The sequence below is a fragment of the Symmachiella dynata genome (assembly GCF_007747995.1).
In the GTDB taxonomy this organism is placed as follows: domain Bacteria; phylum Planctomycetota; class Planctomycetia; order Planctomycetales; family Planctomycetaceae; genus Symmachiella; species Symmachiella dynata.
Genome location: NZ_CP036276.1, coordinates 2,883,945 through 2,907,728, shown reverse-complemented (window position 1 = coordinate 2,907,728; position 23,784 = coordinate 2,883,945). Strand labels below are relative to the sequence as shown.

General features: G+C 55.2%; 14 protein-coding genes. 3 read left to right on the top strand and 11 right to left on the bottom strand.

The genetic code is table 11. From position 1 onward, the window contains the following. The first annotated feature begins 361 nt into the window (after window positions 1-361). Window positions 362-2,353 (top strand): 2-oxoacid:acceptor oxidoreductase family protein, encoded by a 1,992-nt coding sequence (locus tag Mal52_RS11215; protein WP_145376168.1) that lies wholly within the window; start codon window positions 362-364, stop codon window positions 2,351-2,353. Window positions 2,354-2,459: 106 nt separating this feature from the next. Continuing rightward, entirely contained in the window at window positions 2,460-4,112 is a 1,653-nt protein-coding gene (locus Mal52_RS11210; protein WP_197534832.1) for a thiamine pyrophosphate-dependent enzyme, read from the top strand. A 251-nt stretch (window positions 4,113-4,363) separates the two neighbouring features. Here Mal52_RS11210 and Mal52_RS11205 read toward each other — a convergent pair whose 3' ends face one another. The 11 genes from Mal52_RS11205 to nusA form a co-directional block, all read right to left on the bottom strand. Further along, window positions 4,364-6,505 carry a hypothetical protein gene (locus Mal52_RS11205; RefSeq protein ID WP_145376167.1) on the bottom strand — a complete coding sequence of 714 codons (2,142 nt, stop codon included), beginning with the start codon at window positions 6,503-6,505 and terminating at the stop codon, window positions 4,364-4,366. A gap of 185 nt (window positions 6,506-6,690) precedes the next feature. Continuing rightward, complete coding sequence (locus Mal52_RS11200) at window positions 6,691-7,191, bottom strand: hypothetical protein (RefSeq protein ID WP_145376166.1); 501 nt, start codon at window positions 7,189-7,191, stop codon at window positions 6,691-6,693. A 210-nt stretch (window positions 7,192-7,401) separates the two neighbouring features. Continuing rightward, entirely contained in the window at window positions 7,402-8,370 is a 969-nt protein-coding gene (locus Mal52_RS11195) for a DUF975 family protein (RefSeq protein ID WP_145376165.1), read from the bottom strand. Window positions 8,371-8,498: 128 nt separating this feature from the next. Then, window positions 8,499-9,596: a hypothetical protein gene (locus Mal52_RS11190; RefSeq protein ID WP_145376164.1), complete on the bottom strand. Its 1,098-nt coding sequence runs from the start codon at window positions 9,594-9,596 to the stop codon at window positions 8,499-8,501. 65 nt (window positions 9,597-9,661) lie between these two features. After that, window positions 9,662-10,378 carry an RDD family protein gene (locus Mal52_RS11185; RefSeq protein ID WP_197534831.1) on the bottom strand — a complete coding sequence of 239 codons (717 nt, stop codon included), beginning with the start codon at window positions 10,376-10,378 and terminating at the stop codon, window positions 9,662-9,664. 256 nt (window positions 10,379-10,634) lie between these two features. Then, on the bottom strand, window positions 10,635-11,387 hold the full coding sequence (locus Mal52_RS11180; RefSeq protein WP_145376163.1) for a YebC/PmpR family DNA-binding transcriptional regulator: 753 nt from the start codon (window positions 11,385-11,387) through the stop codon (window positions 10,635-10,637). Between the two features lie 271 nt (window positions 11,388-11,658). Continuing rightward, on the bottom strand, window positions 11,659-13,980 hold the full coding sequence (locus Mal52_RS11175; RefSeq protein ID WP_145376162.1) for a tetratricopeptide repeat protein: 2,322 nt from the start codon (window positions 13,978-13,980) through the stop codon (window positions 11,659-11,661). Between the two features lie 300 nt (window positions 13,981-14,280). Then, on the bottom strand, window positions 14,281-15,285 hold the full coding sequence (locus Mal52_RS11170; protein WP_145376161.1) for a hypothetical protein: 1,005 nt from the start codon (window positions 15,283-15,285) through the stop codon (window positions 14,281-14,283). Between the two features lie 168 nt (window positions 15,286-15,453). Continuing rightward, the gene (gene rbfA / locus Mal52_RS11165; RefSeq protein ID WP_145376160.1) at window positions 15,454-15,951 is read right to left on the bottom strand and encodes a 30S ribosome-binding factor RbfA; all 498 of its coding nucleotides are present in this window, start codon (window positions 15,949-15,951) and stop codon (window positions 15,454-15,456) included. Between the two features lie 150 nt (window positions 15,952-16,101). Beyond that, window positions 16,102-18,963, bottom strand: coding sequence for a translation initiation factor IF-2 (infB, locus tag Mal52_RS11160; protein WP_231962608.1), 2,862 nt, complete (start codon window positions 18,961-18,963; stop codon window positions 16,102-16,104). A gap of 372 nt (window positions 18,964-19,335) precedes the next feature. After that, complete coding sequence (gene nusA / locus Mal52_RS11155) at window positions 19,336-21,012, bottom strand: transcription termination factor NusA (protein ID WP_145376158.1); 1,677 nt, start codon at window positions 21,010-21,012, stop codon at window positions 19,336-19,338. Window positions 21,013-22,069: 1,057 nt separating this feature from the next. Here nusA and Mal52_RS11150 point away from each other — a divergent pair. Next, window positions 22,070-23,689 (top strand): tetratricopeptide repeat protein, encoded by a 1,620-nt coding sequence (locus Mal52_RS11150; protein WP_197534830.1) that lies wholly within the window; start codon window positions 22,070-22,072, stop codon window positions 23,687-23,689. Window positions 23,690-23,784: the final 95 nt, after the last annotated feature.

The following is a 23,784-nucleotide window of genomic DNA, read 5'->3' as shown; positions in this document are numbered from 1 at the left end:
ATGCCGGTCGGGTTGCGGAATCAACCGGTCAACGATGGTTTCCAGCGACACAATACTTGACGTTGCAGGCAGCGTTTTTCATGGCCCCGCGAAGAAAGACTCGCCAGCCAGCCTGGCTTTAGCTACAATGACGAATTGAGATTCCATCGTTGCGACAGGACTGACAAAAACCTGTTGCCGAATTTATACAACAGCGATTCAACATAAGACACTCACCACGACGAGCTGTTTGAAGACACAGAAGGATTTTTATTTCAGAGCAAACTTGGCATCGATTGATGTGACAAAATCCGGCAAGCCGCGCTTCACGTGAAGCAATGCATCTCCGGATGATTCATTCATGGGAAGGGATGTGGCATATATGGCTACGGATGCGTTAGATCGTACGACCGGAACCCCGGATGAAGAACACCACGAGTCGAAATTCCAATATCCAGGAATTCCGACGACGTGCGACGGTGCCGAAGCGGTCGTCTGGGTTGAAACTAAAATCTCCCAAGGATCGGGAGCCTTTCCGATCACCAGCTCCACGACCATGGGCAGCGGCTTCAACGCGGCCATGATGAACGGCATCCCCAACATGTGGGGTGACCAGTTGGTCTTTGTCGAGCCGGAAAGCGAACACTCCGCTGCCACATTCTGCGAAGGCTTTGCCGTCGCCGGCGGCCGCGTGACCAACTTTACCTCCGGGCAAGGCCTCGTGCTGATGAAGGAGGTGCTTTACACCATCTCCGGCAAACGCCTGCCGGTGGTCTTCAACATCGGGGCCCGCGCACTGACCAGCCACAGCCTCAATGTCCATGCCGGGCACGACGACGTGATGAGCGTTGCCGATTGCGGCTGGGGCATCTTGTTTGGCCGCAACGCGCAGGAAGCGGGCGATTTGTGTCTCATCAGCCGCCGCGCCGCGGAAGCCTCCGTCACGCCGTTTTTGAATGTGCAGGATGGTTTTTTGACCACGCACACCGTCGAATCGGTCCGGCTACCCGAAGAAGAATTCATGAAGGAATTCATCGGCAAGCCGGAAGACAAACTGATGAATCTGATGGACACCGACAATCCGCTGATGTCGGGCGTCGTCCAAAACCAAGACTCCTACATGAAAGGCAAATTGGCGCAGCGTTGGTATTACGACCAAGTCGAACCGGCCTTGGAAGAAGCCTTTGAAGAGTTCTACCGCAATACCGGGCGGAAATATGACTTCGTCGACGGCTATCGCTGCGAAGATGCCGAGTACATTCTGGTCGGCATCGGGTCTTATATGGAGACCGCCCAGATCACGATCGATTACCTCCGCGACGAAAAAGGGATCAAAGCGGGCTGCCTGAATATCTATTGCTTCCGCCCCTTCCCGTCCCGGCAGATTGTCGAAGCACTGGAACATTGCAAGGCGTTTACGGTGATTGAGCGGATGGATGATCCACTCTCCACGACCGGGAACCACCTGACCCGCGAAATCAAAGCGGCGTTTTGTGATGCGATGACCGGGCAAAATGGTGTGGAGAAGATCGACCGCATCCCCAAAATCTACCACGGAGCCGCTGGACTCGGCAGCCGCGATGTGCGTCCGGGCGACATCATCGCCATCTTCGACAACATGATGACCGACTCCCAAGATTTCTTCTCCGTCGGCATCAAACACTCCACGTCGTTAGAGATCAAAGAAGACCCCGATTTGCGTCCCCCAGGTGCCTTCTCCATGCGGGGGCACTCGGTCGGCGGGTTCGGCTCGGTGACCACCAACAAAGTGATCGCCACCATCGGCGGACAGGTCTTCGGCAAGGACGTCCAGGCGTACCCGAAATACGGCTCGGAAAAGAAAGGCCTGCCGACGACCTATTATCTGACGATCGCCGATTCGCATATTTTTTCCCATAGTGAATTGGCTTACGTCGATCTGGTTGTGCTCAACGATTCCAACGCGCTTATCAGCGGCAACCCGCTCACCGGCATGGTGGATGGCGGAGCCATCGTGATGCAAAGCCCTTATTCCGATCCCGCGGAGGTCTGGAAACGCGTTCCGCCTCATCACCAACAGACCATTCGCGAAAAGCAGTTGCGACTGAATTTCCTGGATATGGTCAGCATTGCCCGCGATGTGGCATCCGTCGCCGACTTGGAAATGCGGATGCAGGGCATCGTGCTGCTGGGGGCGTTTCTCAAGCTGACCCCGTTTTCTCAAGACGCCGCCATGTCCGATGACGAAGTTTACGCCGGTGTCGAAAAGGCCCTGCGAAAATATTTCGGTAAACGCGGCGAGCAAGTCGTGCAAGACAACCTGACCTGTGTCAAACGCGGCTACAGCGAGATGAATGAGGTCCCGCGGGACATCATCAACAACGGCCACCCCTGACGTTCGGTGACTTCGGCATTTGCAGTCTCAGTGCAACGGACTTGTCTTCCACGAACAAACCAACCGTCTGAATCTCCTCGTGATTCGGGGAGGAAAGGGAAATCACATGGCGACCGTCGACGAAACCGCCACCGCCAACATGAACGAGGCGAGTGAACGCGATCCGCAAAATAACAATTCCTACGGCACCCTGGTTGACGCTCCTTATATTTCTGTCGACCTGCCGATCCTGGATGTCAACGACTTCAACAATCGCATCATTCACGGCTACGAAGCGGGCGGCGCCGAAAAATCACTCCCCGCCGATTTAACAACCGCGCGCTCCTTGATTCCCGCCGGGACAGCTACTCTGCGCGACTTCAGCTATGTGGCCCCGGAAATCCCCGAATACGTCACAGAAAACTGCACCGGCTGCATGGATTGCGTGACACTTTGTCCCGATACGGCGATCCTGGGCAAGGTATTGGCCGAATCCACGTTGGAAGAGAAACTGGCCGGCCTCCAAGATGAGTCCGAACGCGGGATGTTTGAAAAACAATGGTCCAAGACACGCAAGTACTACGACGGCCCGAAAAAGAAGGGCAAGGAAGGCGGACGGTTTGCGATCATCATCGATCCCAGTAAGTGCAAAGGCTGCGCCGAATGCGTGACCGTCTGCGACGATTTAGCGCTTAAGATGGTCCCCAAGACCGAACAGGTGATGACCGACATTCGCAAAAGTCATCGCATGTTCAAAAACATCGGCCCCTCCGATGAGTCGTACATCAACGACAACCTGTTGATCGACATGATGCTCAAAGAACAGACGCACATTTATACAGGCGGCGCAGGATCCTGCGCCGGGTGCGGCGAAGGCACCGCCCTGCGGATGCTCTGCTCAGCGACCGGGAATATGCACGGCGACAAATGGGGCATCGCTGCCGCGACCGGCTGCAACACGGTCTATACGTCGACCTATCCGTATAACCCCTATCTCGTCCCTTGGACCAATTCCCTGTTCGAAAACGTGGCCGCCGATGCAATGGGCATCCGCAGCCGTTGGGATCAGATGGGTTGGCAAGACCGGCCCCTGTGGTGTGTGGGCGGCGACGGCGCGATGTTTGACATCGGCTTTCAGTCACTGTCACGGATGTTGGCCTCGGGGATGAACATCAAAGTCTTCGTGCTCGACACACAGGTCTATTCCAACACCGGTGGACAAGCATCGACGGCAACTTATGCCGGTCAAAACACAAAGATGTCCATTCACGGAAAACTACATGCCGGCAAACAGGAGCGCCGCAAGGAAATCGCGCAAATCGCCATGATGCACCCCCGCACCTATGTGGCACAAACCACCTGTGCGCATACCAATCACTTCTACAAATCGGTTATCGGCGCACTGGAGTTCGATGGTCCGGCGATCATCAATTGTTACACCACCTGCCAGCCCGAACATGGCGTTGCTGACAACATGGCCACCGACCAAGCGCGACTGGCGGTCGACACACGGGCCTTTCCGCTGTTGATTCACGATCCCACCAAAGGGGACACGATCAAAAAACGGTTGTCGCTGCAGGGCAATCCGTCCGTCAAAGACGATTGGTGGAAGAACCCCAAAACCAAAGAGGTCGTCGATTTCATCGACTTCTGCCGCAGCGAGGGACGCTTCTCGAAACACTTCGACAAAGACGGCAACCCGTCGGAGACGTTACTGGCATCCAAGGAAGACCGGCTAGAAAACTGGCACCAACTCCAAGAACTCGCCGGCCTCAGATAAGCAATGCATCGTAGGGTGCGTCGCGACGCACCTTTCCCGCGTAGGGCGGTAGCTTCTCCAATGAGAACGACACGGCAATTGATCCGTCCGCGTGTCGACTCCGCGCGCATTGAAAAACGTGCGGCAGCATTGGAGAGGTGGAATGCCGCTTGTTGGTCGAAATCCCTCACCCCGGCCCTCTCCCAAGGGGAGAGGGAGAAACGCATTGCCTGTGCATGGCGCTCAGCTCAGAGGAAATCACCCCTCACCCCTTAACGGTGCTGTTGCCCTTTGAGCAGCGGGATACGGTTCCAATTGGCGTTGGGGTCGAACCGCCGGTTGATCCCGCCATGCCCCACACGGGCGTCGCCGTAAACGCTGCGCAAGGCTTTCCGTTCGATAAATGGCACGGCCGCAAACAAGATCAGCCCCAACACCGCCGAACCGAGTAACCAGCGGTTGAAGTTCACTTCGCCGTACTGCCGGACCTGTTCCCCTTCCCGGGGCAAGAGCAGCACCAGCACGGTCGCAATCACCGCATTGACGATGATGATTCCTTCGGTCAGCAATCGCCCCTCGCCAAAATAGGCGAGCGCCTTGGCGAAATTGCCCAACACAAATGCCCACAACAACAAAAAATACAACAACTGCCCGCGACCGATCCAACTGGCAGGCACAATTGCCAACCGCCGGCGTGTGTGTGCGATCATCAAACCGACAAACGCCACCGTGGCCAACGCAAAGAAGAAATTGAACCACCCCCCGGCCGACATTTCAAAGTCGATCCATGGTGCTTTCATCACGTTCGGCAACAGTTTTTTTGCCCCCTCCAGTGGGGACCAGTCCTTGATGTTTTTGAACATGTTCACAAAGACCAATGCCGGCAACGCGAACGTAATGGAGACAATTTCTGTCCACCGTTGTCGCGGGACAACATCGTCATCCAACTTAGGAACACGTGGTAGCACAATCGCCATGGCGAAGATCACCGCCAGTCCGTTGACGAACCCGTAGGACTGCTCCAAAAAGCTGTGCCAATTTTGGCGATGAAAATGCTGCCACGGTGCCAGCTCTTCTTTGCGCGATTCGCGGAGCTCATTCACAAATGCCGGCGTCGGCATTTTTTGCGTCTTGTCCATCCAATCCGTCGGCTCCCATTCCGTTTGCTGCCACTCAGTCCATTTCTGTTGAATCGCCGGATCGTCCGAAACCCGTTCGTTGCCGACCGACAACAACAGGCCCTGCAACAAAGAGATCCCCGAAAACCCAAGACCGCCAATGATGCCGCACACCACGCCCACCAAAACGACCGCCTTGAGCCGATGCCGCAGCAGATAGATACTCGCCCCCAGAAATGTTCCCAACACACCCGCCCAGTTGTCCCCCCGCGGTGGCGTCATCCGCAGCCCGCCAATGTCGGCAAAAAACAGGCTTCCGATGACCGGCAGCGCTAAAAAACAAACAAACCAACCGACCGCCATCCACAAGAACAAACCCGAGTCATCGCGAAACTGCCCGTACATGGCAAAATAGACCGTGATGCCCAACAGCAAGCCGAGAAGAATTCCCAATAGATCACCGTTACAGAGGAATTTTTCATGGGTGGCAAAGTGCAGAATGATCGGCGGCCAATTGGTCACCGCCAATTGTTCGGCGGTGAAGCGATCGCCGTAGACGCCTTGATGTTGTACCAACGTGTTGTAGATAGATTCCGTCCAGCCCAGCTGCGTTAATCCAAACATCACTCCCAAGCCCACAGCGGCACCAATCGCTGAAAACAGCAACAGTTGAAGCCAATGGCCACAGCGGCGATTGAAAAAATCAAACAGCAAAACACCGCTCAACACAAACAGCACCGTGAACCAGTCGCTGTCGAACCAATACAGCCCCCATTCCTGTCGCTGCATCGGGGCAGGAAAACCGTCGAGCTCTAGATACGCTTGGACAGACCGCATGATGGGAAACAGCGCCACGTAAAGCACGACCCAAATCCCTAACAAACAGACAAGCGGTTTGAAGATATTATTGAGCCGCTGCTTATCCATCACCGCCGGCAGCGCTGTTCCCATGCCGCCCAACGCCGCCCACAAGAAGCCGATGAAAAACAATCCGGCAAATCCAAACAACTGCGTCGGCGCATGCCCCGATTGCGAAAAGCCAATCACCTGCATGTAAGACATCGACCCGCCAAAGCCCCAGCCCAGCATGCCAAACAGCGCGAACTGCCCCACCCGTTGCCGCCAATCCTCACGCCCCGACAGCAAACAGACAGCAATAGCCGTCAAAGCTCCAGGAAACATGGCGCCGGTTTCATGCCCATAGTTGCCGCGAATCCCCCACCCAATGGCGAGCGAAACCCCAGCAAGCAAAATAGACAACGGACGCAATAACGGATTCGATTCTTGCGGCGGCATGGCAACTCAGACTTAGGAGGGAACGAGGGGAGGGACCATCGGAGCAATGGGCAACAGTAGATTTGTCGCGAAAGCGATTGTAAACCGCCCGTCGATGAACAACAAGCAGCGGAGAGGCTTGAGGCGTGAGGGGTCAGGCTTGAGGAAGTACGGCTTGCACACTGCGATGATTTTGATCAAATGCCTCAAGCCTCATGCCCCGTCGCCTCGCTCTCTTCAGCCGACTCGCGCCGGTCGCGTGATTTTGCAAAATACCGCAGCAACAGGCCGATGCAGACAAACTGCACCATGGGGAACTCAACCTTGGTAGCGACGATGAACAGCACGCGTTGACCGAAATAATACGGATGCAGCGTGACCGGTAACCAAGTGCAGCCTTGAATGATCGCCACGATCAAAATCGCCGCCGCGCCCAATCCGGCGACCAGCGTACCGATTAGTCGCACTTGGCGAGTCGGGAGCGCCGCACTGAAAATGATTGCCGCAGGAACCAACAGCACCAGCCAAAAGCCATGGCAGGCGACCAGCGCCTGTAACTTTGGACCGCACCCCCATGGGCCGCAAATCCAATGCCCCCAATTGCCCGGGATTTCCGTCACCCGCAACACGCCATACAGACAGCCACACCACAGCGACAACAACAGCCCCCATTTCCAAACGGCGAGACTGCGCAATGGTGTGGTCATGTGGAGGTGCCTTGAGGAAGAGTAAATGCAAACGACTAGCGTCGGTATTGCTCGCACTTACGACTATATCCCATACCAAGCAGCTTGTCTGTAAGCGCGCCCACACACCCGCGATTGATATCGATCGCACACATCGAGAAGTGTGACGTCAACGAACGTTCCCTGTCACCGAAATAACAGCTTTTGAAAAGCACGCGGACTTTAGGCGGGTCATCGAACAGCCACATGTTGTCCGGTCATGCGCAGATAGGCGACAACCAACATCAGCGTCCCATAGCTGGCGGTGAAAAACACGCCCACACAACAGGCTAAGATACCGACAATCATCAGACCGAATAGTGCCAGAAACAGGGTGAACAAGCTCAGCTTGTTGCCATTCGTGATTTCACGAGATGTTTGTAAGGCATCCATCACCGATAGATTCCGATCGGCGATTAAGGGCAGATTCTGGCTGAACATCAACGCGATGATTATCCCAGGCACAATCAGCAGAACAAACCCGATCATGTACATGATTGTAAATAGGATCTGCGCGCCCAATGCGTTTGGCAACATCGCACCACCGGTAAAGACTTGGCCGATCGTCGCCTCCTTGCCTCGCGCCACATTCAAAAAGAAGATCGTCTGCCCCACGGTAAGCCACGTTTGGAAAGCAAATGAAATCAAAAACCCGATGAGTTGGATGACAATAAATAGGCCCATCTGATTCCCCGGCTGATCGCCAAGAATCAGCGTCTGCACTCCGCCAACTCCCTGTTGTACAAATCCATTGAGCATCAGCACGACAATGGTCGCGCCCACACATGCCCCCAAATTGGCCTTAAAAATCTCCCAGCTCGTCCCCATCACCTCACCCACGTCAATCACCGTCGGGCGAATCTCGCCGTCGGCTAACGGCTGCGGGCCAAATTCCTCCCCACAAAACCGGCACTTAACCGCCGCCGCTTTGACCTCTTGTCCGCACATCGGACAGGGCTTGGTCTCTTCGGAGATCACATCGACATCACCGTAATCAATCGGACCGGTCATCTCAGCGTCGGTTTCCTGGTAGCGAAAATCGGAGATGCTTGGCACTTCGATCTGTTGGCCGCAGCCGGGACAATCCGCCATCCGTCCCGCTTTGTCCTCCTTGGTCTTGAGATACTTATCGCAGTGAGGACAATGAAACTCGATCGACATGTCAGCGGCTCCTTGCTAGTGGAATCAGACGACGGCGTTCATGCGGTCGTAGCTGGGGGATATCGGGTCGCCGGTCAGGCGGAGAATTGTGTTCAATGCATAGATCATTCCGCGCCGAGAGCGGCGCGTCAAGCGACAGTCGCCTGCCCGGTCATTCGTAGATAGGTGACAGCAAACAATACCGCCAGATAAGGGATCGTGAACAGCGCACCAATACCGCAGGCCAAAAATCCCAGTATGTACAAAAACATGCCGACAAACCCCAAGAGAAACAACTGCCCGCGATTTCCCGAGGTAATAGAAACCGATGTCCGCAATGACTCCACCGCCCCCAGATCCTGGTCGACAATCAGCGGCAGGACTTGCGACAAGACCGTCATCATCAAAATACCAACGACAAACGCCACCGGAAACACGATCAACATCATGATCCCCTCATCGGCTCCTAACATGTTGGCGATGCCGATTCCGGCAAAAATCGGACCGTATAAGAAAACCAGCATCAAAATACCGATCAGAAAATTGGCAACGCAGGCGCGGAACAACCAACGTCCGGAATTAAACAGTTGCCCCAAATCGGCCGGTTCACCGCGCGCAACCGCCAACATAATCCGCAGCCAGCCCAACATGACCAGCGTCTGCACAACGAACATCGTCAGATACATCACCACGATGGCGATCACCATGACAACGATTCCGCCCTCGCCCAAGCCTGAACCCAAGAACGAAAAACCCACGAATATTACTTGTAGCAAGAATTGGCTGCCGATATACACCAGCGCCGCGACCACCATGGTGGCGATGCACATTCCCATCTGCTGTTTGAAAATCGTCCAGGCGCTGCTCATCACCTCACCCATGGCAATTTGCGTCGGCACGATGGTCCCATCCGTCGTGCCCGGCCCCCTGCTCCCCAACGCGCCGAACTCTTCGCCGCAATACCGGCACTTAATGGCAGCCGCCTTAATTTGAGCGCCGCACATCGGACAAGGTTTAGTCACCTCCAACGATGACTCTTCGCTCACTGGATCCTCCTGCACGGCTTCCTGGCCACTGTCGGCCGACGAATCGTGGGAGCCCCCTTGATCCAGCGCTGCCGGTTGGACTTCAGATCTGTCGGGGACAATCACGACCTGTCCGCAGTCAGGGCAATCCGCGCGATGTCCCGCCTTATCTTCCGTCGTAGACAGCAGCTTGTCACAAAACGGACAGTGAAATTGGATCATCGAATGCGCGCTCCCGGACCAATGGCTTACCCCCACCTACGACGACCTATAAAGTAACGCGGATATCACGCTCGCACCACCAACGTGCCACAAATCATATCATGCAGCGCCTGATGCCGTACTGTGAATGCCGCCAAGATATAACCGAGATAGCAAAACATCCCCGACAGGATTTTAGCAAACGGCCGCCCCGCCGCCCGCCAAAAGCTGATTCGCCGCCCTGCCGTGTCGGTCACCATCAACTGCATCGCCATCTTCCCCAATGTCGCCTGCCTCATAGAACTTTCCATCACGGCATGGTAGAGCCATGAAACGAAGAACGCAAAGATTGTGGAAACCATGAAGGCATCGTCCTCAATCGGATTGTGATAGCCTCCAATCAAGGTTACCGGCACACTAATTAGAATACTGGGGATCAACCACGCGATGACATAATCAATCATGAATGCCACCCAACGCGCACCGAATCGCGCGTAAACCAAATCCCGCTTGGCCGACTCCGTGGCATCTTCACCGAAGCGTTCTCCGCATTGAGTGCAACGGCCCGCCGCTGAATAAACCGCCGCGCCGCACATGGGACAGCAACTGTCCGTCGCTGGCGCCGCATCACCAACCGCCGGGGCCACCTTGCCAACGACCGGGTCGAGGACCGCAGGTGCGTCGGGATTGTGCGGCACTGTCACCAAAGTGCTGCATTGAGGACACTGCGCCTGCCACCCCGCCCTTTCGTTGGACGTGCTGAGCCATTTGTCGCAACCGGGACAGTGAAATTCGATGGTCATCTCGGGCGGCTTTCAGCAACAAGGGAACTCGGCTGTTTTCAGCAATTCCCATCGGGGAATGGAACTCGACATCCGAGGCATCGGTGCCCGACGGAGTACGATCCGCCTGATTTCAAGTCCCGACTCCCGTGATTCGCTATCAACGGGCGAGTCTTGACGAATCGTGCGCCGATTTGCCAAATCCACAGTGCTGCCACGCATCCGTCCGCACTACCAATGCTGAACCGCTTATCGCGCAAAGCTGTAACAGCGATCGCTATTCGCTTTCGACTTCCGCCATGACATCGTCGGGAATGTCAAAGTTCGCAGTCACGGACTGGATATCTTCCAACTCTTCCAGAGCATCGATCAGCTTGAGAACCTTACGGCCCCCCGCCACGTCGAGCGTCACGGTGTTGGATGCGACGCGGGTAATCTCCGCCATTTCTGTCGCATATTTTGCGGCTTCCAAGGCGGCGTCGACATCGTCGTACACCTCGGGATCGCAGGTGATCTCAAAGCCGGGCCCGACCGCTTTGACATCCTCCGCCCCCGCTTCCAGGGCCACTTCGAACAACGCTTCTTCGTCGACATTTTCGGCCGGAACCAGGAACAATCCCTTGCGTTCAAACATCCAAGAAACACAGCCGGTTGCCCCCAAATTGCCGCCATGGACCTCAAAACATTTGCGGACTTCACCAGCGGTGCGGTTGCGGTTGTCGGTGAGCGCATCGCACAGCACAGCGACGCCTTCGGCACCGTAGCCTTCGTAGAGAATCTCGGTGTAGACCACGCCGCCCATATCGCCGCAGCCTTTTTTGATGGCGCGTTCGATGTTGTCTTTGGGCATACTCGATTTGCGAGCGCGGTCGATGGCGTAGCGCAGCGTCAGGTTCATGGCCGGATCGCCGCCGCCGTTCTGAGCGGCAACGATAATCGCGCGGCTCAATTTCCCGAACAGAGCACCCCGTTTTTTATCGGCGATGCCTTTTTTGTGTTTAATCCCGGCCCAGTGTGAATGTCCAGCCATGTCAATCGTCAGATGATAGAGTAAAACCTATGCAAAATCCCGGTCATGCATCGCAGCTGTTCCCCATCTCCGGGAAAACGATGCACCACAGCGGGTTTTGAAACCGGTTGAAAATTGTCCGTCTTACCTGCAAATTTATCTTATCGCCCATTGAAATACAAAACCGCTCCCCAAAATCATGGGCCACTGCCGGCTGATCCAGCACTGTTTTGTCGGTCACATGATTTGCACGAGCAGACGAGCTGCCAGTGCCGCTGATTTCAACGGATTGCTAGGGCGAATCAGGCCGCTCCGGCCGCAACTCACCGGGAGGCGACTGATGATTCTTGAGTTTTTCGTTCAGTCGCTCGATGAGCTTCTTGTTCGTTTTCGTATCGACGTCGGAGAGTTCCAACGCCTTTTTCCACGCCTCGACCGCGAGGTCAATTTTTCCCAACCGTTGATAGACGTCCCCCAGATGATCGTAAATGGTACCGTCTTGGCCGAGTTCTTCTTCCGATGCCTTCTTCAAGTAAGGTAACGCCTCTTCAAATTTTTCCCGCTTATAGAGCACCCATCCCATACTATCGAGGTAGGCAGCGTTATCCGGGTCCGATTCGATCGCAATGCGGATCATCTTTTCGGCTTGTTCCAAGTTCTTACCTTGGTCGGCATACAGATATCCCAAGTCGTTGTTAATCCCCGGTTCGGTCGGGTTCTCTCGATAGACCTCCTCCAGAATCTCTTCACCCTTCTGCTGATCGCCCATCTGCACATAAAGGTTAGAAAGATTGGACTTAGCACTGCGGACGATGGCGGAATCATTGGCAAAGTCTTTGATGATCGCCTCAAACCGCTCAATGGCTTCTTCGTTCCGTTCGCTGTGATAATAGACCCAGGCTTCGCGTAATTTCAAAATCCCATTGGGTCGCCCCGCTAGTTTCATGCCTTCACCAATCGCTTCCAAAGCCGCTTCGGTTTGGCCAGCGAGTTCCAAGTTGTAGGACAGCCAATAATAAAACAACACCCGCGTCTGCAAGTCGGCGATGAATGCAGGATCATCCACACCTTGCTGCAACGCTTTCGCCGCTTCGTCGAACTTTCGTTGTGAACGCAACAGGTCGGACAGTTCCAGGTACACCGCGTTTTTTTGTTCCGCCACGCGGGTTTTACTCAACGCCGTGCGATAAAACTCTTCAGACTGCTCTTTCTCATCGGCCCGTTCCGCCAGATTCGCCAACACATAGGCGTGGGCAAAGTCGAACTCTTCTTCATTCAGTTTTCGCCCCTCGGCAATGACGCTGGCGGTCAGTTCCTTGTTTTCGGCAATCGCCTTCAATTCCGCCTGGATCGCATTGAGTTGGTTGCGCCCCGCATAGGCCCGCGCCAGTGTATGCAACAATTCATTCGGCCGGTTTTGTTTAAGGTAGATCCCCGCCAGCACAGCAAACCCTTCCGGGTCCTTGGACCGTTCAAGCGCTTGCGTTAGGACCTGTTCCGCTTCTTCAAGGGCATCGGCCGAGAGCAACGTTTCGGCCAAAAAGAACTGCAACTTTTCGTTGCGGCGATCCCGCTCGGCCAACACGCGCAACTTAGGCAGAAATTGGTCCGACTTGCCTTGTGCTTCTAAAATCACCCCCAACAGCTCATAAGCATTGCGTCCTTGAGTTTGTCGCTGTGCGTCGAAGTATGCCTGCAACTCCTCCATCGCCTTGTCCGGCTGGCCTGATTCCAAATAAGCCTTCGCAAGGTGGTAGATCACATTGCCGATATTACCGGTCTTAGTCTCGATCGCCCGCTGGTAAGCAGAAATCGCCAACTTATAGTTTTCGCCTTGGTAAAACGTATCGCCCAACTGCTCGTAATTGGTCATTACGTCAGCCATCAACTGCCGCCGCACATTGTCCGGCAAATTGTATTGGTCGGGATGCTCAATCGCGTCGAACACCACTTCATAGGCTGCTGAAGCTTTGGGAGCATTGGATGTTGCGCGATACAAGATCCCCAGATCGCGCATGAGCCGCACATAGTTTTCCGAATGCTTGTTAAACTCAACGGTCGCAATGGCCCGTTCCAACATCTTGATCGCTTCGGGAATCTTGCCTTGTTGGGCAAGATGCCGTCCCAAAATTTGTAGCGAGTGGAAGTGGTCGGGAGCGACCTCCACCAATTTTTTCGAATAATCGATCGCATCATCGACCCGATTCAGCGTGATCGACATCGCAATCAACGATTCCAGAATCGCCACCGATTGCGGATCATGCTTGTAAGCATTTTTAAACGCTTCCAGCGCCGTCTGGTTTTGTCCCCGTTTCAGCCGCATGCGTCCCACGGAGAACCATGTCAGCGCTTCGACTCTCATCTGCTCATCGGCCGAGCGTGGTTTGACCGGTTTGAGCAATTCCAACTTGTCTTCGTTCGGCTGAATTTGCAGCCCGTTGGAAAGGTCAACCTTCGGTTTTGCCGGTGGGACTGGTGCATCGTCGTCGGATTCGACAGCATAGGCCAGTTGATCGGCGTGCAGCGTTTCATCAGCGGGAATCTCAAGCGGGTTCCCAAGAAATACGATGCCCGTCAGGAAGAGTAAAACGCTACGATGTCCCATGATTCCCATGTTTGGTGCTCCCCGATGTGTCGAGCTAATGAACGTCTAATTGCGCGTTGATTCCTCAACCAGATTTCCATGATCACAAATGTTGGCAGACGCATTCCCTGGCAACATGTCCGCAGTCGCGGTTGGCGCAAATAGCCGCTTTTAAAAAACGACCTCAATGTCATCTGCTATTGTACCCGCAGACTTCCCCAACCACCAAGTCCGTTCTGCCCCCGGCGCGTGACCGGGCGAAAAATGTGTCGCGTGTGATCGGCACGCTTGGCTCGGACCAAAATAACGTATCGGCTTTGCAAGCCGGTATCAGCGTGTCGGCTTTTTGCGGGTTGTCGTTTTCTTCGCGCTTTTGGCCTTACGCGACACTTTCTTTGTTGCCTTGGGCTTGGCAACTTTCACTTTTTTCACACCGGCCTTTTTGCGGGGAACGCTGGCAGCGGGCTTTTTCTTGGTCGCTGAACCAGTCGATTTTTTCTTAGCGGTCTTGGAAGCAGCACCGCGTGCCTTGGTTGTTTTTTTGGTGGTTTTCTTAGTCGTTTTCTTGGTTGTTTTTGAAGTCTCGCGTTTTTTCTTCGGTTTTTGGAACGCAGAAGGACCGCGTTTGAACAGTCGGTCCAATCGTTCCACGCCGGTCTCCAGGTCCCAACCTTCTTCCGGCGCGTGCTTATTAATGGTCTCGAAGAACTTCGTATACTTGGGGTCGGTCGCCAGACATCGCACTAAATGGCAAAATAAGGGCGAGTCCGACTTGCGAACGGACGACTTTAAGATATTCGAAACGTCTTCCGTCGGTGCGCCCGGTGCCGCCAAACCCAGCCAGACGATCGCATTGCTCATCCGATCGTCGACCGGCAACAAATGACTGCCCAAGGCGTGCTGCAAGGTGAACAGCCGCATGAACGGAGTCATATGCGAGACTTTGCTCAATTGCTTATTGGCCGAGTCCAACGTCTTGCGTTTGAGTGCATCGTATTCGAATGAGTACGTGTCCTCGAATACAAATTGCAACACGCTGCGCACGCGCAGCGCCCGCCAATCGGGATGACTTAAGTTCGAGAAAACCGTCTCGGCCTCTTTCACCGAACTGACGCGTATTTCGTTGAGGTCATGGAATTCCGCAAGCAGCCGCTCGTGAGCCGCCTCCGCTTCCTCCCAGGTGGAATTCTCCAAACTGGCAGAAAACAGCATCGTTTCTAGCACGGGTTTATCGAACTTCGGCAGCTTTCCCGTGTAGCGTTTTTTTAGGTTCGTCAGCAGCCGTTTGCATACGGCCTGCCGGTCGGAAGCTTTGGTTTTTTGTGCAGCAGCCATGAGGTTCCAGAATGATTTGTAGCAATGCCACCGATGCGGGGCCGTTTCAAATTTCAATCACAGCCAAGTTTCGTGATTCTTAAGGTGGGTACCAGCTTGTTCGTCTTGGCAGCCAGTCGCTGCGACAATGGGCGCCACCAAATCACGCGCCTTCACGACTCACTGGTGTTATGGGGGTGGGCCAACTTCGCCGTCGGGTGCAGGGGGCGGTTTGTCGACCGGACTGGCTGGCAGCGATGTGCTGTCCAAAACGGTATCCGGCTCCTCATCGTTGTCGGAAACGTTGGATTCATCCGACGCATCATGCGCCTCCTCGTTTAGTGGTTGCAAATTCAGATCGCGGAGAATCGCTGAGGTTTCGATACTCAATTTGACCCCTTGGTCGAGAACGAATTTCAGGATCGGAGTATAACGCGTCTCTAATCGCTCGGCGACTTTGGCTTGCAGAAACCCCCGCGACGACTCCAAGCCGCGCAATGTTAAGGCTTGCGTCTTTTCATCGCCCAGTATCGAAACTTTGATCTTGGCCGAGCGTAAATCCGCGCTGACCTCCGCTCCGGTCACGGTGACATTTTTCACCCGCGGATCTTTTAATTCCAACAAAATGGTGGAACTCACGCATTCCAGAATTGCTTGCGCGACTTTCGCCGAGCGTCGAGAACTCATGAATCAACCGTCCAAATGTCAGGGGAACCAACCTCGCGCCACTCTTGTTCATCGAGCATACGCGGTCGGTTTGTGGTCACTAGTGCTGCGGCCTGCGCAACCCGGATCGTACGGAACCACGCCCACCTGTCGGCGGCGCGGTTGTTGCCGTTAAGAGCCTGCCGCCGTGGACTCAAGCGTTCGTTTGACTTCTTCGACCCGGTAAGCTTCCAACAGGTCTCCTTCTTTCACGTCATTAAACCCTTCCAGACGAATTCCACACTCCATGCCGTCGCGGACTTCCTTGACGTCGTCTTTCTCTCGCTTAAGTGACGCAATTCTATAGTTGTTCAGCACTTTTTGGTCACGGATCACGTGCATGCGGTTGTTCCGGTCAATCGTGCCATTCAGCACACGGCAACCAGCAATCGTTCCGAAACGGCTGATACTAAATGTCTTAAGCACCAAAACGCGTCCGGTGGGCACATCCCGCAATTCCGGTCGCAACAAGCCTTCCAAGGCCGCCTTGATGTCATCGGAGACTTCATAAATGATGCTGTAACGCCGAATTTCGACCCCCTCTTTGTCGGCCAATGCAGCCGCACGGTCTTCCGCGACCACATGGAACGCAACGATAATCGCGCCGGTGGCACTGGCCAACGTCACGTCGCTTTCATTCACACCACCGACCCCTTCGTGCACGATTTCCACACGCACTTCCGGGTGGTCCAACTTCTCGATTTCGCTACGCAGAGCTTCGCCCGAACCAGGGGTATCGGCTTTGATAATCAACGGCAGATCTTGAACGTCGCCCTCTTTGGCCTGATTGAGGATGTCTTCCAGCGTCCGCGGCAAACCACGTCCTGCCAGAGATTCCGCACGCCCCCGTTGGCGACGCGACTCCGCCGCCTCGCGGGCTTCGTCAATATCGGCCATTGCGAAGAAGTGATCTCCTGCACCGGGAACGACGTCCAGACCGGAAACTTTGATCGGAGTACTGGGCGGCGCCTCCTCCAATTCGTTTCCATGATCGTCGTACATCGCCCGGATCCGACCGTAAGCCGGTCCGCACAAGACATCATCACCGATGCGCAACGTCCCTTGTTGAACAATCAACCAAGCCAGCACACCGCGTCCTTCGTCTCGGAACGCTTCCAGACAAACGCCATGCGCCGGAACGTTTGGATTGCCTTTATATTCATGCAATTCGGCCGTCAGCACGATGGTGTGCAACAACTCGTCCAAACCTTGACGCGTCGTGGCAGAGGTCCGTATGACTTCGTAATCCCCACCCCACTCGGCGGGCAAGACGTTATTCGTCGACAATTCTTGCAGTACGCGCTGTTCGTCGACCCCTTGCAGGTCGATTTTGTTCATGGCCACAATGATCGGCACACCGGCCGCTTTGGCATGGCTGATGGCTTCCTTGGTCTGCGGCATGACGCCGTCATCGGCCGCAACGACCAATACGACGATGTCTGTGACGTTGGCACCACGTGCCCGCATCTCACCAAAGGCCGCGTGACCCGGTGTATCGACGAAGGTAATCTTTTGCCCTTCGTGTTCGACTTGATATGCGGCGATGTGCTGCGTAATTCCCCCGGCTTCGCCATCGGCAACGTTTGCCGAACGCAACGCATCCAGCAAAGTGGTCTTACCGTGGTCAACGTGACCCAGGATTGTGACAATCGTCGGGCGAATTGTTTCGCCTTCCACATCGCCGTCACCGCCGGTCAGTTTTTCAACCAATTCCAGTTCAATGTCCCGCTCGTGACGCACCTCGAGATCGACGCCGCACTCCATGGACAGTTCGATGGCCGTTTCTTCATCCAAGCTGGCATTGATTGTCAATGGCTCGCCTCGCTGGAACATCATCGTCATCAGCGTTTTAGCGGGCCGGCCGATCGCCTCGGATAGAGAGCGAATCGTGATCGGAAATTCGATCTTAGCCGACGTCTTTAACGGGATCGTGGACGTGGGCCGCGACTTGCGACGCATACCACGCCGGGGACGCCGGTCATCATCATCTCGTCCACCTCGACGCTTACGCTTGCCTTGACGGGTTTCGCGGGTTTCGATCAACCCTGCGCCCCGTTTGTTCTGCTTGCGTTCTTCGGGGGAAATCGGTGATGCGGGAACAATGCCCGACTTCTTTTTCTTCTTCTCTTCCGCGTGCTGTTTGACGTATTCTTGCAGCGGTCGAGACTGCGTCATCACATCGGTAGGCAGGCGGATATCCGGTTTTTGGGCCGGCGCTTCTGTGGGTTTAGGCGGCGCCACGGGCGGCTTTGCCATGGCCGGGGCGGCCAAACTCGGCAACCGCGGCGATTTGCGCCTGCGTGGTTGTTTTTCTGTCGCAGGTGGTGAGGCATCCGCCGCACTACCAATGGGAGCCATCGGAGTGACCGATTTCATTCCCGCACCACCATGACCGGCAGGCGGAATGTAGTCACCGCGACGCATGGGAGCCACATCCGTCGAAGGAGTATCGGATTTCGGCTCCGTCTCGACGGCGGGCGGTTCCTCGGCTGGCGCATCCCCGACGACTGGCGGTTCTTCCGCTGCTGGAGGTGCTTCTTCGACCGCGTCCTTTTTCGCTCGCATTCCCGCCAACGGACCGGCGGCGGCAGCCTTACCTTCGGCGGACCGCATCGAGGCGCTTTCCACCGGCACCATCATTTGCTCGGCAGCTAAGTCACGAGGTTTGGAAATCGGTTTCTCCGCAACGGGTGCAGGAGCCTCTTCCGGTTTTTCCTCGGGTGGTTTTTCCTCGGGCGGTTTCGCACGAGGCTTTGCCGGCTTTGAGGGAATGACTTTAATTTCTGGAACCTTGGCCGAGGAACCCACAGGTGGTTTCTCACGGACTGGCGCCAGCGGACCGGTAGCACTAGACGGCGCCGTTGCTACGGAGTCGCTTTTCTGAACAGCTGCCAAAACTTTGTCTCGCTCTTCCCCCGAAATGCTGGCAAGGGCTGAGTTTTTGATCTCAATCCCCGCCTTTCGGCAAAGATCGATCAGCTCCTTGCTGTCCATTTTCAACTCTTTGGCAAGAGCGAAGATCCGAACCTTCAATCCAAAACTCCCCGGATAAACCGTCCAAATTACGGCTTCAAATCCTGTTTGCCTCTGCCCCGAAACCAGCCTCAGCCAGTCAGAACTCGGCATCTCTTGGATAATGAAGCGTTTTGTAAGTGACCGGCACGAGCAGCTCGTACCGCTAAAGACTTCTGTTGTCGCCCGAAATGAGGCAACGATGCCGTGTCTGGTCCATTACCGCGATCGTTTTGACCGCCAAATCCCCTGACAACAGCATTGATCCAAATTCCGACCCTGCAAACGCCGTTACCACCCCGTCTTCGGAGATGCCCAATGGCCGTCTGCAAGCTTTGGAATCGCTACTATGTATTACTCCTCAGGTGTCGACGCCTCCGCTTTTGTCAAAGTCTCGTCGTCGACATCATTTTCCGGTGCCTGAACCTCCTCACCGGAACCCACTATCTTCTGTTCCTCAACAGCGACCTGCTCTGCGGCATCGACGCTCTCCTCCGCAACAGCTTCGCCGTCCGTGTCTGTTTCTGTCTCCAACTCAGCGACTGCGGCCTCCTCGGCCGGCACTCCCGCCTCCGCTGCAACTGCTTCCTCGTCAGTGGCCGGTTCCTCGTCAGTGGCCGCAACTTCAGATTCGGCATCAACTGCTTCTGGAGTTTCCCCAGCAGCTGCTTCGGCTGTCTCTGCTTCCCCAGTTGCTTCTGCTTCCTCAGTTGCTTCTGCTTCCTCAGTTGCTTCTGCTTCCTCAGTTGCTTCTGCTTCCTCAGTTGCTTCCGCTACTTCCGCTACTTCAGCTGTCCCTGTATCAGCAGGCGCTTCCGCGGGTGCTGCCGCTGCTGCGATGCGTGCGTCTGCGCGACGCTTCTGTAGTTCTTTTTCCAGCCGCTCGCTTTCCTGGTCGGCAAACTCGACGATCGCTTCGCACTGCTCTTCGGTCAGTCCGCCCAATTCGGCCAACTGGTCCGGCTCGATGATCGACAGGTCGTCGAAGCTCAAAAACCCCTGTGCAACCAGGCTTTCCGCCAACTCATTGCTAATATGGGGAACCTCCCCAAATGCCATCACCGAGCTTTCCAATTGATCATTCAACTCGTCCTCGGTCATGATCTCAATGTCCCAGCCGACCAACTTGGACGCCAACCGCACGTTTTGACCGCGGCGGCCAATCGACAGCGACAATTGATCATCTCGGACCAGGACCAGCACCCGTCCCAACATGGGGCACAGGATAACGTTTTCCACCTCCGCCGGTTGCAGGGCATTGGGGACCAGGACTTGCAACGAATCGTTCCAGCGGACGATGTCAATCCGCTCGCTGGCCAATTCATCCACGATATTTTTAATCCGCGAACCACGGACACCGACGCAGGCGCCGACGCAATCGATCTTTTGATCGTTGCAGGAGACGGCCACCTTCGAACGATACCCTGCTTCACGAGCAATCGAGCGAATTTCGATCACCCCTTCACCAATCTCGGGAATCTCCAATTCAAACAACCGCCGCACAAGGTCGGCGTGTGTCCGGGAGAGGATAATTTTGACTCGGCTCCCTGCTTTGCGAACATCCATCACCACAGCCCGAACGCGTTCGCTGGGGCGGTGCGACTCACCTGGAATCTGTTCTCCACGCGGCAGAATGCCTTCAACTTTGCCCAAATTCACCGCAGCCGTACCACCCGAAAGGCTTTGGATGGTGCCGGTGACAATGTGCCCTCGCATTTCCTGGTATTCGTCGAACAGCGCATCTCGCTCAGCTTCGCGAATCTTCTGAATCATCACCTGCTTCGCCGTTTGAGCGGCAATGCGGCCCAGCAAATCTCCCAGTTCGTCGGAATCTAGTAGCTTTTCATTAATTTTCAACGAAGACTCCCCCGTCTCACGATCGATATTGATCTCGAAGGTCTCTTCCTCGCCGTAGTGCTTGCGCGCCGCTGACAGGATCGCCTGTTCGATTCCCTCGAACACGATCTCCTTGTCGATATTTTTATCGCGATGCAAGGCATCGACGATTCGTAGTAGCTCAGGGCCGTTCATGTTTGTCCTTCCTCGTCAGTCGCTTGCTCCGGTGGGCCATCCCAATGCCGGAAGTACCGACGATTTCGTTCATCTTCACCCGCCGTCGCTCACGATGTCTCGCGTCCACTTCATGCCGCGCCGCTTCATGCCACACTGCCCATCACGAGTGAGTGCGTCCCGGGCAATCCCAATGGAAAACCGAGCAAACCAACACTGCAACCTTAATAAACAGGCCCCAGTGCCTACGCCCCCACACGACAGCAACACCCTACTCCGACAACTCACACCATTTCCAAACCCACCAACGAAAAAAAGTGGGCACGAGTCCCACTTTGTCACCGCCTTCGCCAATTTCGCACGGCGCGCGACAACACTCACATGTCGCCGAAATCGCACAATGCGCCTTTGACTTAAAGGCACGGGCCAGAGATGTCGCTAAACACTTACATTCTCGAAACCCCATGGAGACAAAGTAAAAGGCCGCGCAAGGACGATCCCACGAAACCTTGGACTCTTTGTCTTCATTTGCCGGACTTCCTCATTACTACAAACCCGAGGAAATTTCCGGGAAATGACGTCAATTTTGATTCCCATTCCAACAGCCGTTTTGCTAAAAAAACCGTGTCCCAGCAGCAGTGACTGTCAAAACAATTTTAACAACTTCGTTCAAAATGTCATGGGATACGCTGTAACGCGACCTCTTGCCCTACCGCAAAACGCAGCAGGACATCCCACAAACCTTCCAGGACTCGTTGAGAATAATGTCCCGAAGTCAAACTGTCAAGGAGTTTAGGACTATTCCACCTACGAATTCCCCCCGGAAATCGAGATTCCCAAGCCCCCAGCCGACGCTGCTTCACCGGCCTGCCCCACTTCGGTTCCCACTCTTTGGCTTACAGGACACTTTGCCACAGCGATCTCGTCGGTGACTTCTAAATATTTCAATTCTATCACCCGTCGCAATCACTCGCCGCATTGACAATCGCGCCGCCGCATGACACAAAACAACAACCACGGCTTCCGCAATGTTGCTCATAAGACCAAGTCACCAAATCCACGGAAAGAATTAGTTTCGATGAACGATCTTCAACAATCCACCGACGGTTTCCGTGTTTCGAAGCGACGGCAACTGCCATCTTGGCACTTCGGTGTGATGTCTGTGGGCCGCTGTGCCGCATTGTTGATTGTCCTGGTATCGCTGCAATCGACAGCAGTCGCGCAATTTCCGTTTCAACAACCCAACAACCTTCGACAACCTCAGTCGCCGCACGAAGCAATCCGTCAACGCGGCTTTGACTACTATCAAAAAGGACAATACCGCGAAGCCATTAAGGTCGCGACGCAGGTGTTGAATGTCGAGCCGAAAGATCCCGTTTCCTTCTACCTGCGTGCCAGCGCGAAAATCGAATTGGGGCGGCAATCCGCGGATCGCTTGCTGATTCGCGAAGGGATCCAAGATGCCCGCCAAGCCCTGGCGATTCGGGGTGGAGATGACAAATTCTCCAATCTGTATATCCCTTACCTGTACGGAATGTCCTGCTTGGCGATTTTGGAACGAAAACCCTCCCATGCGGATACGTCGATCAAAACCGCAGGAACAATCATCGAGAGACCCAATGTCGATAAAACCGACAAGTCGAGCCTGCTATACCAACGCGCGTTCGCACGCGAGCAAGCCAACCTCGTCGATTCCATGCTGTTTGACCAGACAGCTGCTACACCTGAGGATTTGCGAGCCTTCCGTGCCGAGCAAGCCGAGCGACGACGGGATGCGATTGCCGACTATGCCCAAGCCATTAAATACAACCCCAAGCAAATGGGGTCGCACATCAACATGGCCAAATTGTTGGCCGTCTCCGGAGATGTCGCGGGGGCCACAGCCGCCTATACCGCCGCTGTCCAGGAATTTCCTCGCAGCGCAACAATCTTCAACGAACGGGGCGTCTTCCTTCGCCAGCAAGGCCAGTTGGACGAGGCAATTGCCGACTTTACGCAAGCGGTCGCAATTCAGAGTGACTTTGCGATGGGATACATCAATCGCGGTTTCTGCCTGATCGACAAAGGGGAAGACGAAGCGGCCGAGACTGATTTCAACACGGCGGTCGGCCTCAATCCGCGGATGTCGCTGGCATTGAGCCTGCGAGGCACAGCCCGCATGTCGCTCGGGAAATCCGAACCCGCCATCGCTGATTTTTCTCGACAACTCGAACTCAACCCCAAAGACGCCACCGCATTCGCCAACCGCGGATTCGCAAGATTTTTCGCCAAGCAGTTCAACGAATCGGCTCGGGATTTCCAACAAGCACTCCAACTCCAACCGACCGCCCTGCATTTATCGGTCTGGCGCTGCTTGGCACTGGAGCGCGCTGGAAAAACGGAAGAAGCCCACGCGGAACTCCAAGCACTGCTCGACTCCGGAAAAGGCCCCCAAGGCTGGGTGGCCACTGTTAGTCGATTTTTGCTAGGTCAAACAACCGGTGAAGAAATGCTCGCCGCCGCCAATGCGGTGCAGGACGAGCGTATCTCCGCAGCCCAACAGTGCGAAGCCCAATTCTATATCGGCCAACGCGATTTGATGGCCGGCAACACAGAAGCTGCCAATAAGCACTTCGAAGCCGCCATCGCCACAAATGCCAACTACCTCTCGGCCTACCGCGGAGCCAAGTACGAACTCGGGCAGTTTGGCGGCCAGTAAGATAAGTTGGGGGCCTGTGACGATTCACGCGTCCCCGGTCAGCAGCGCATGGAAGCTCACCCGTGGTAGGCGACATCATTTCATCGCCACCACAA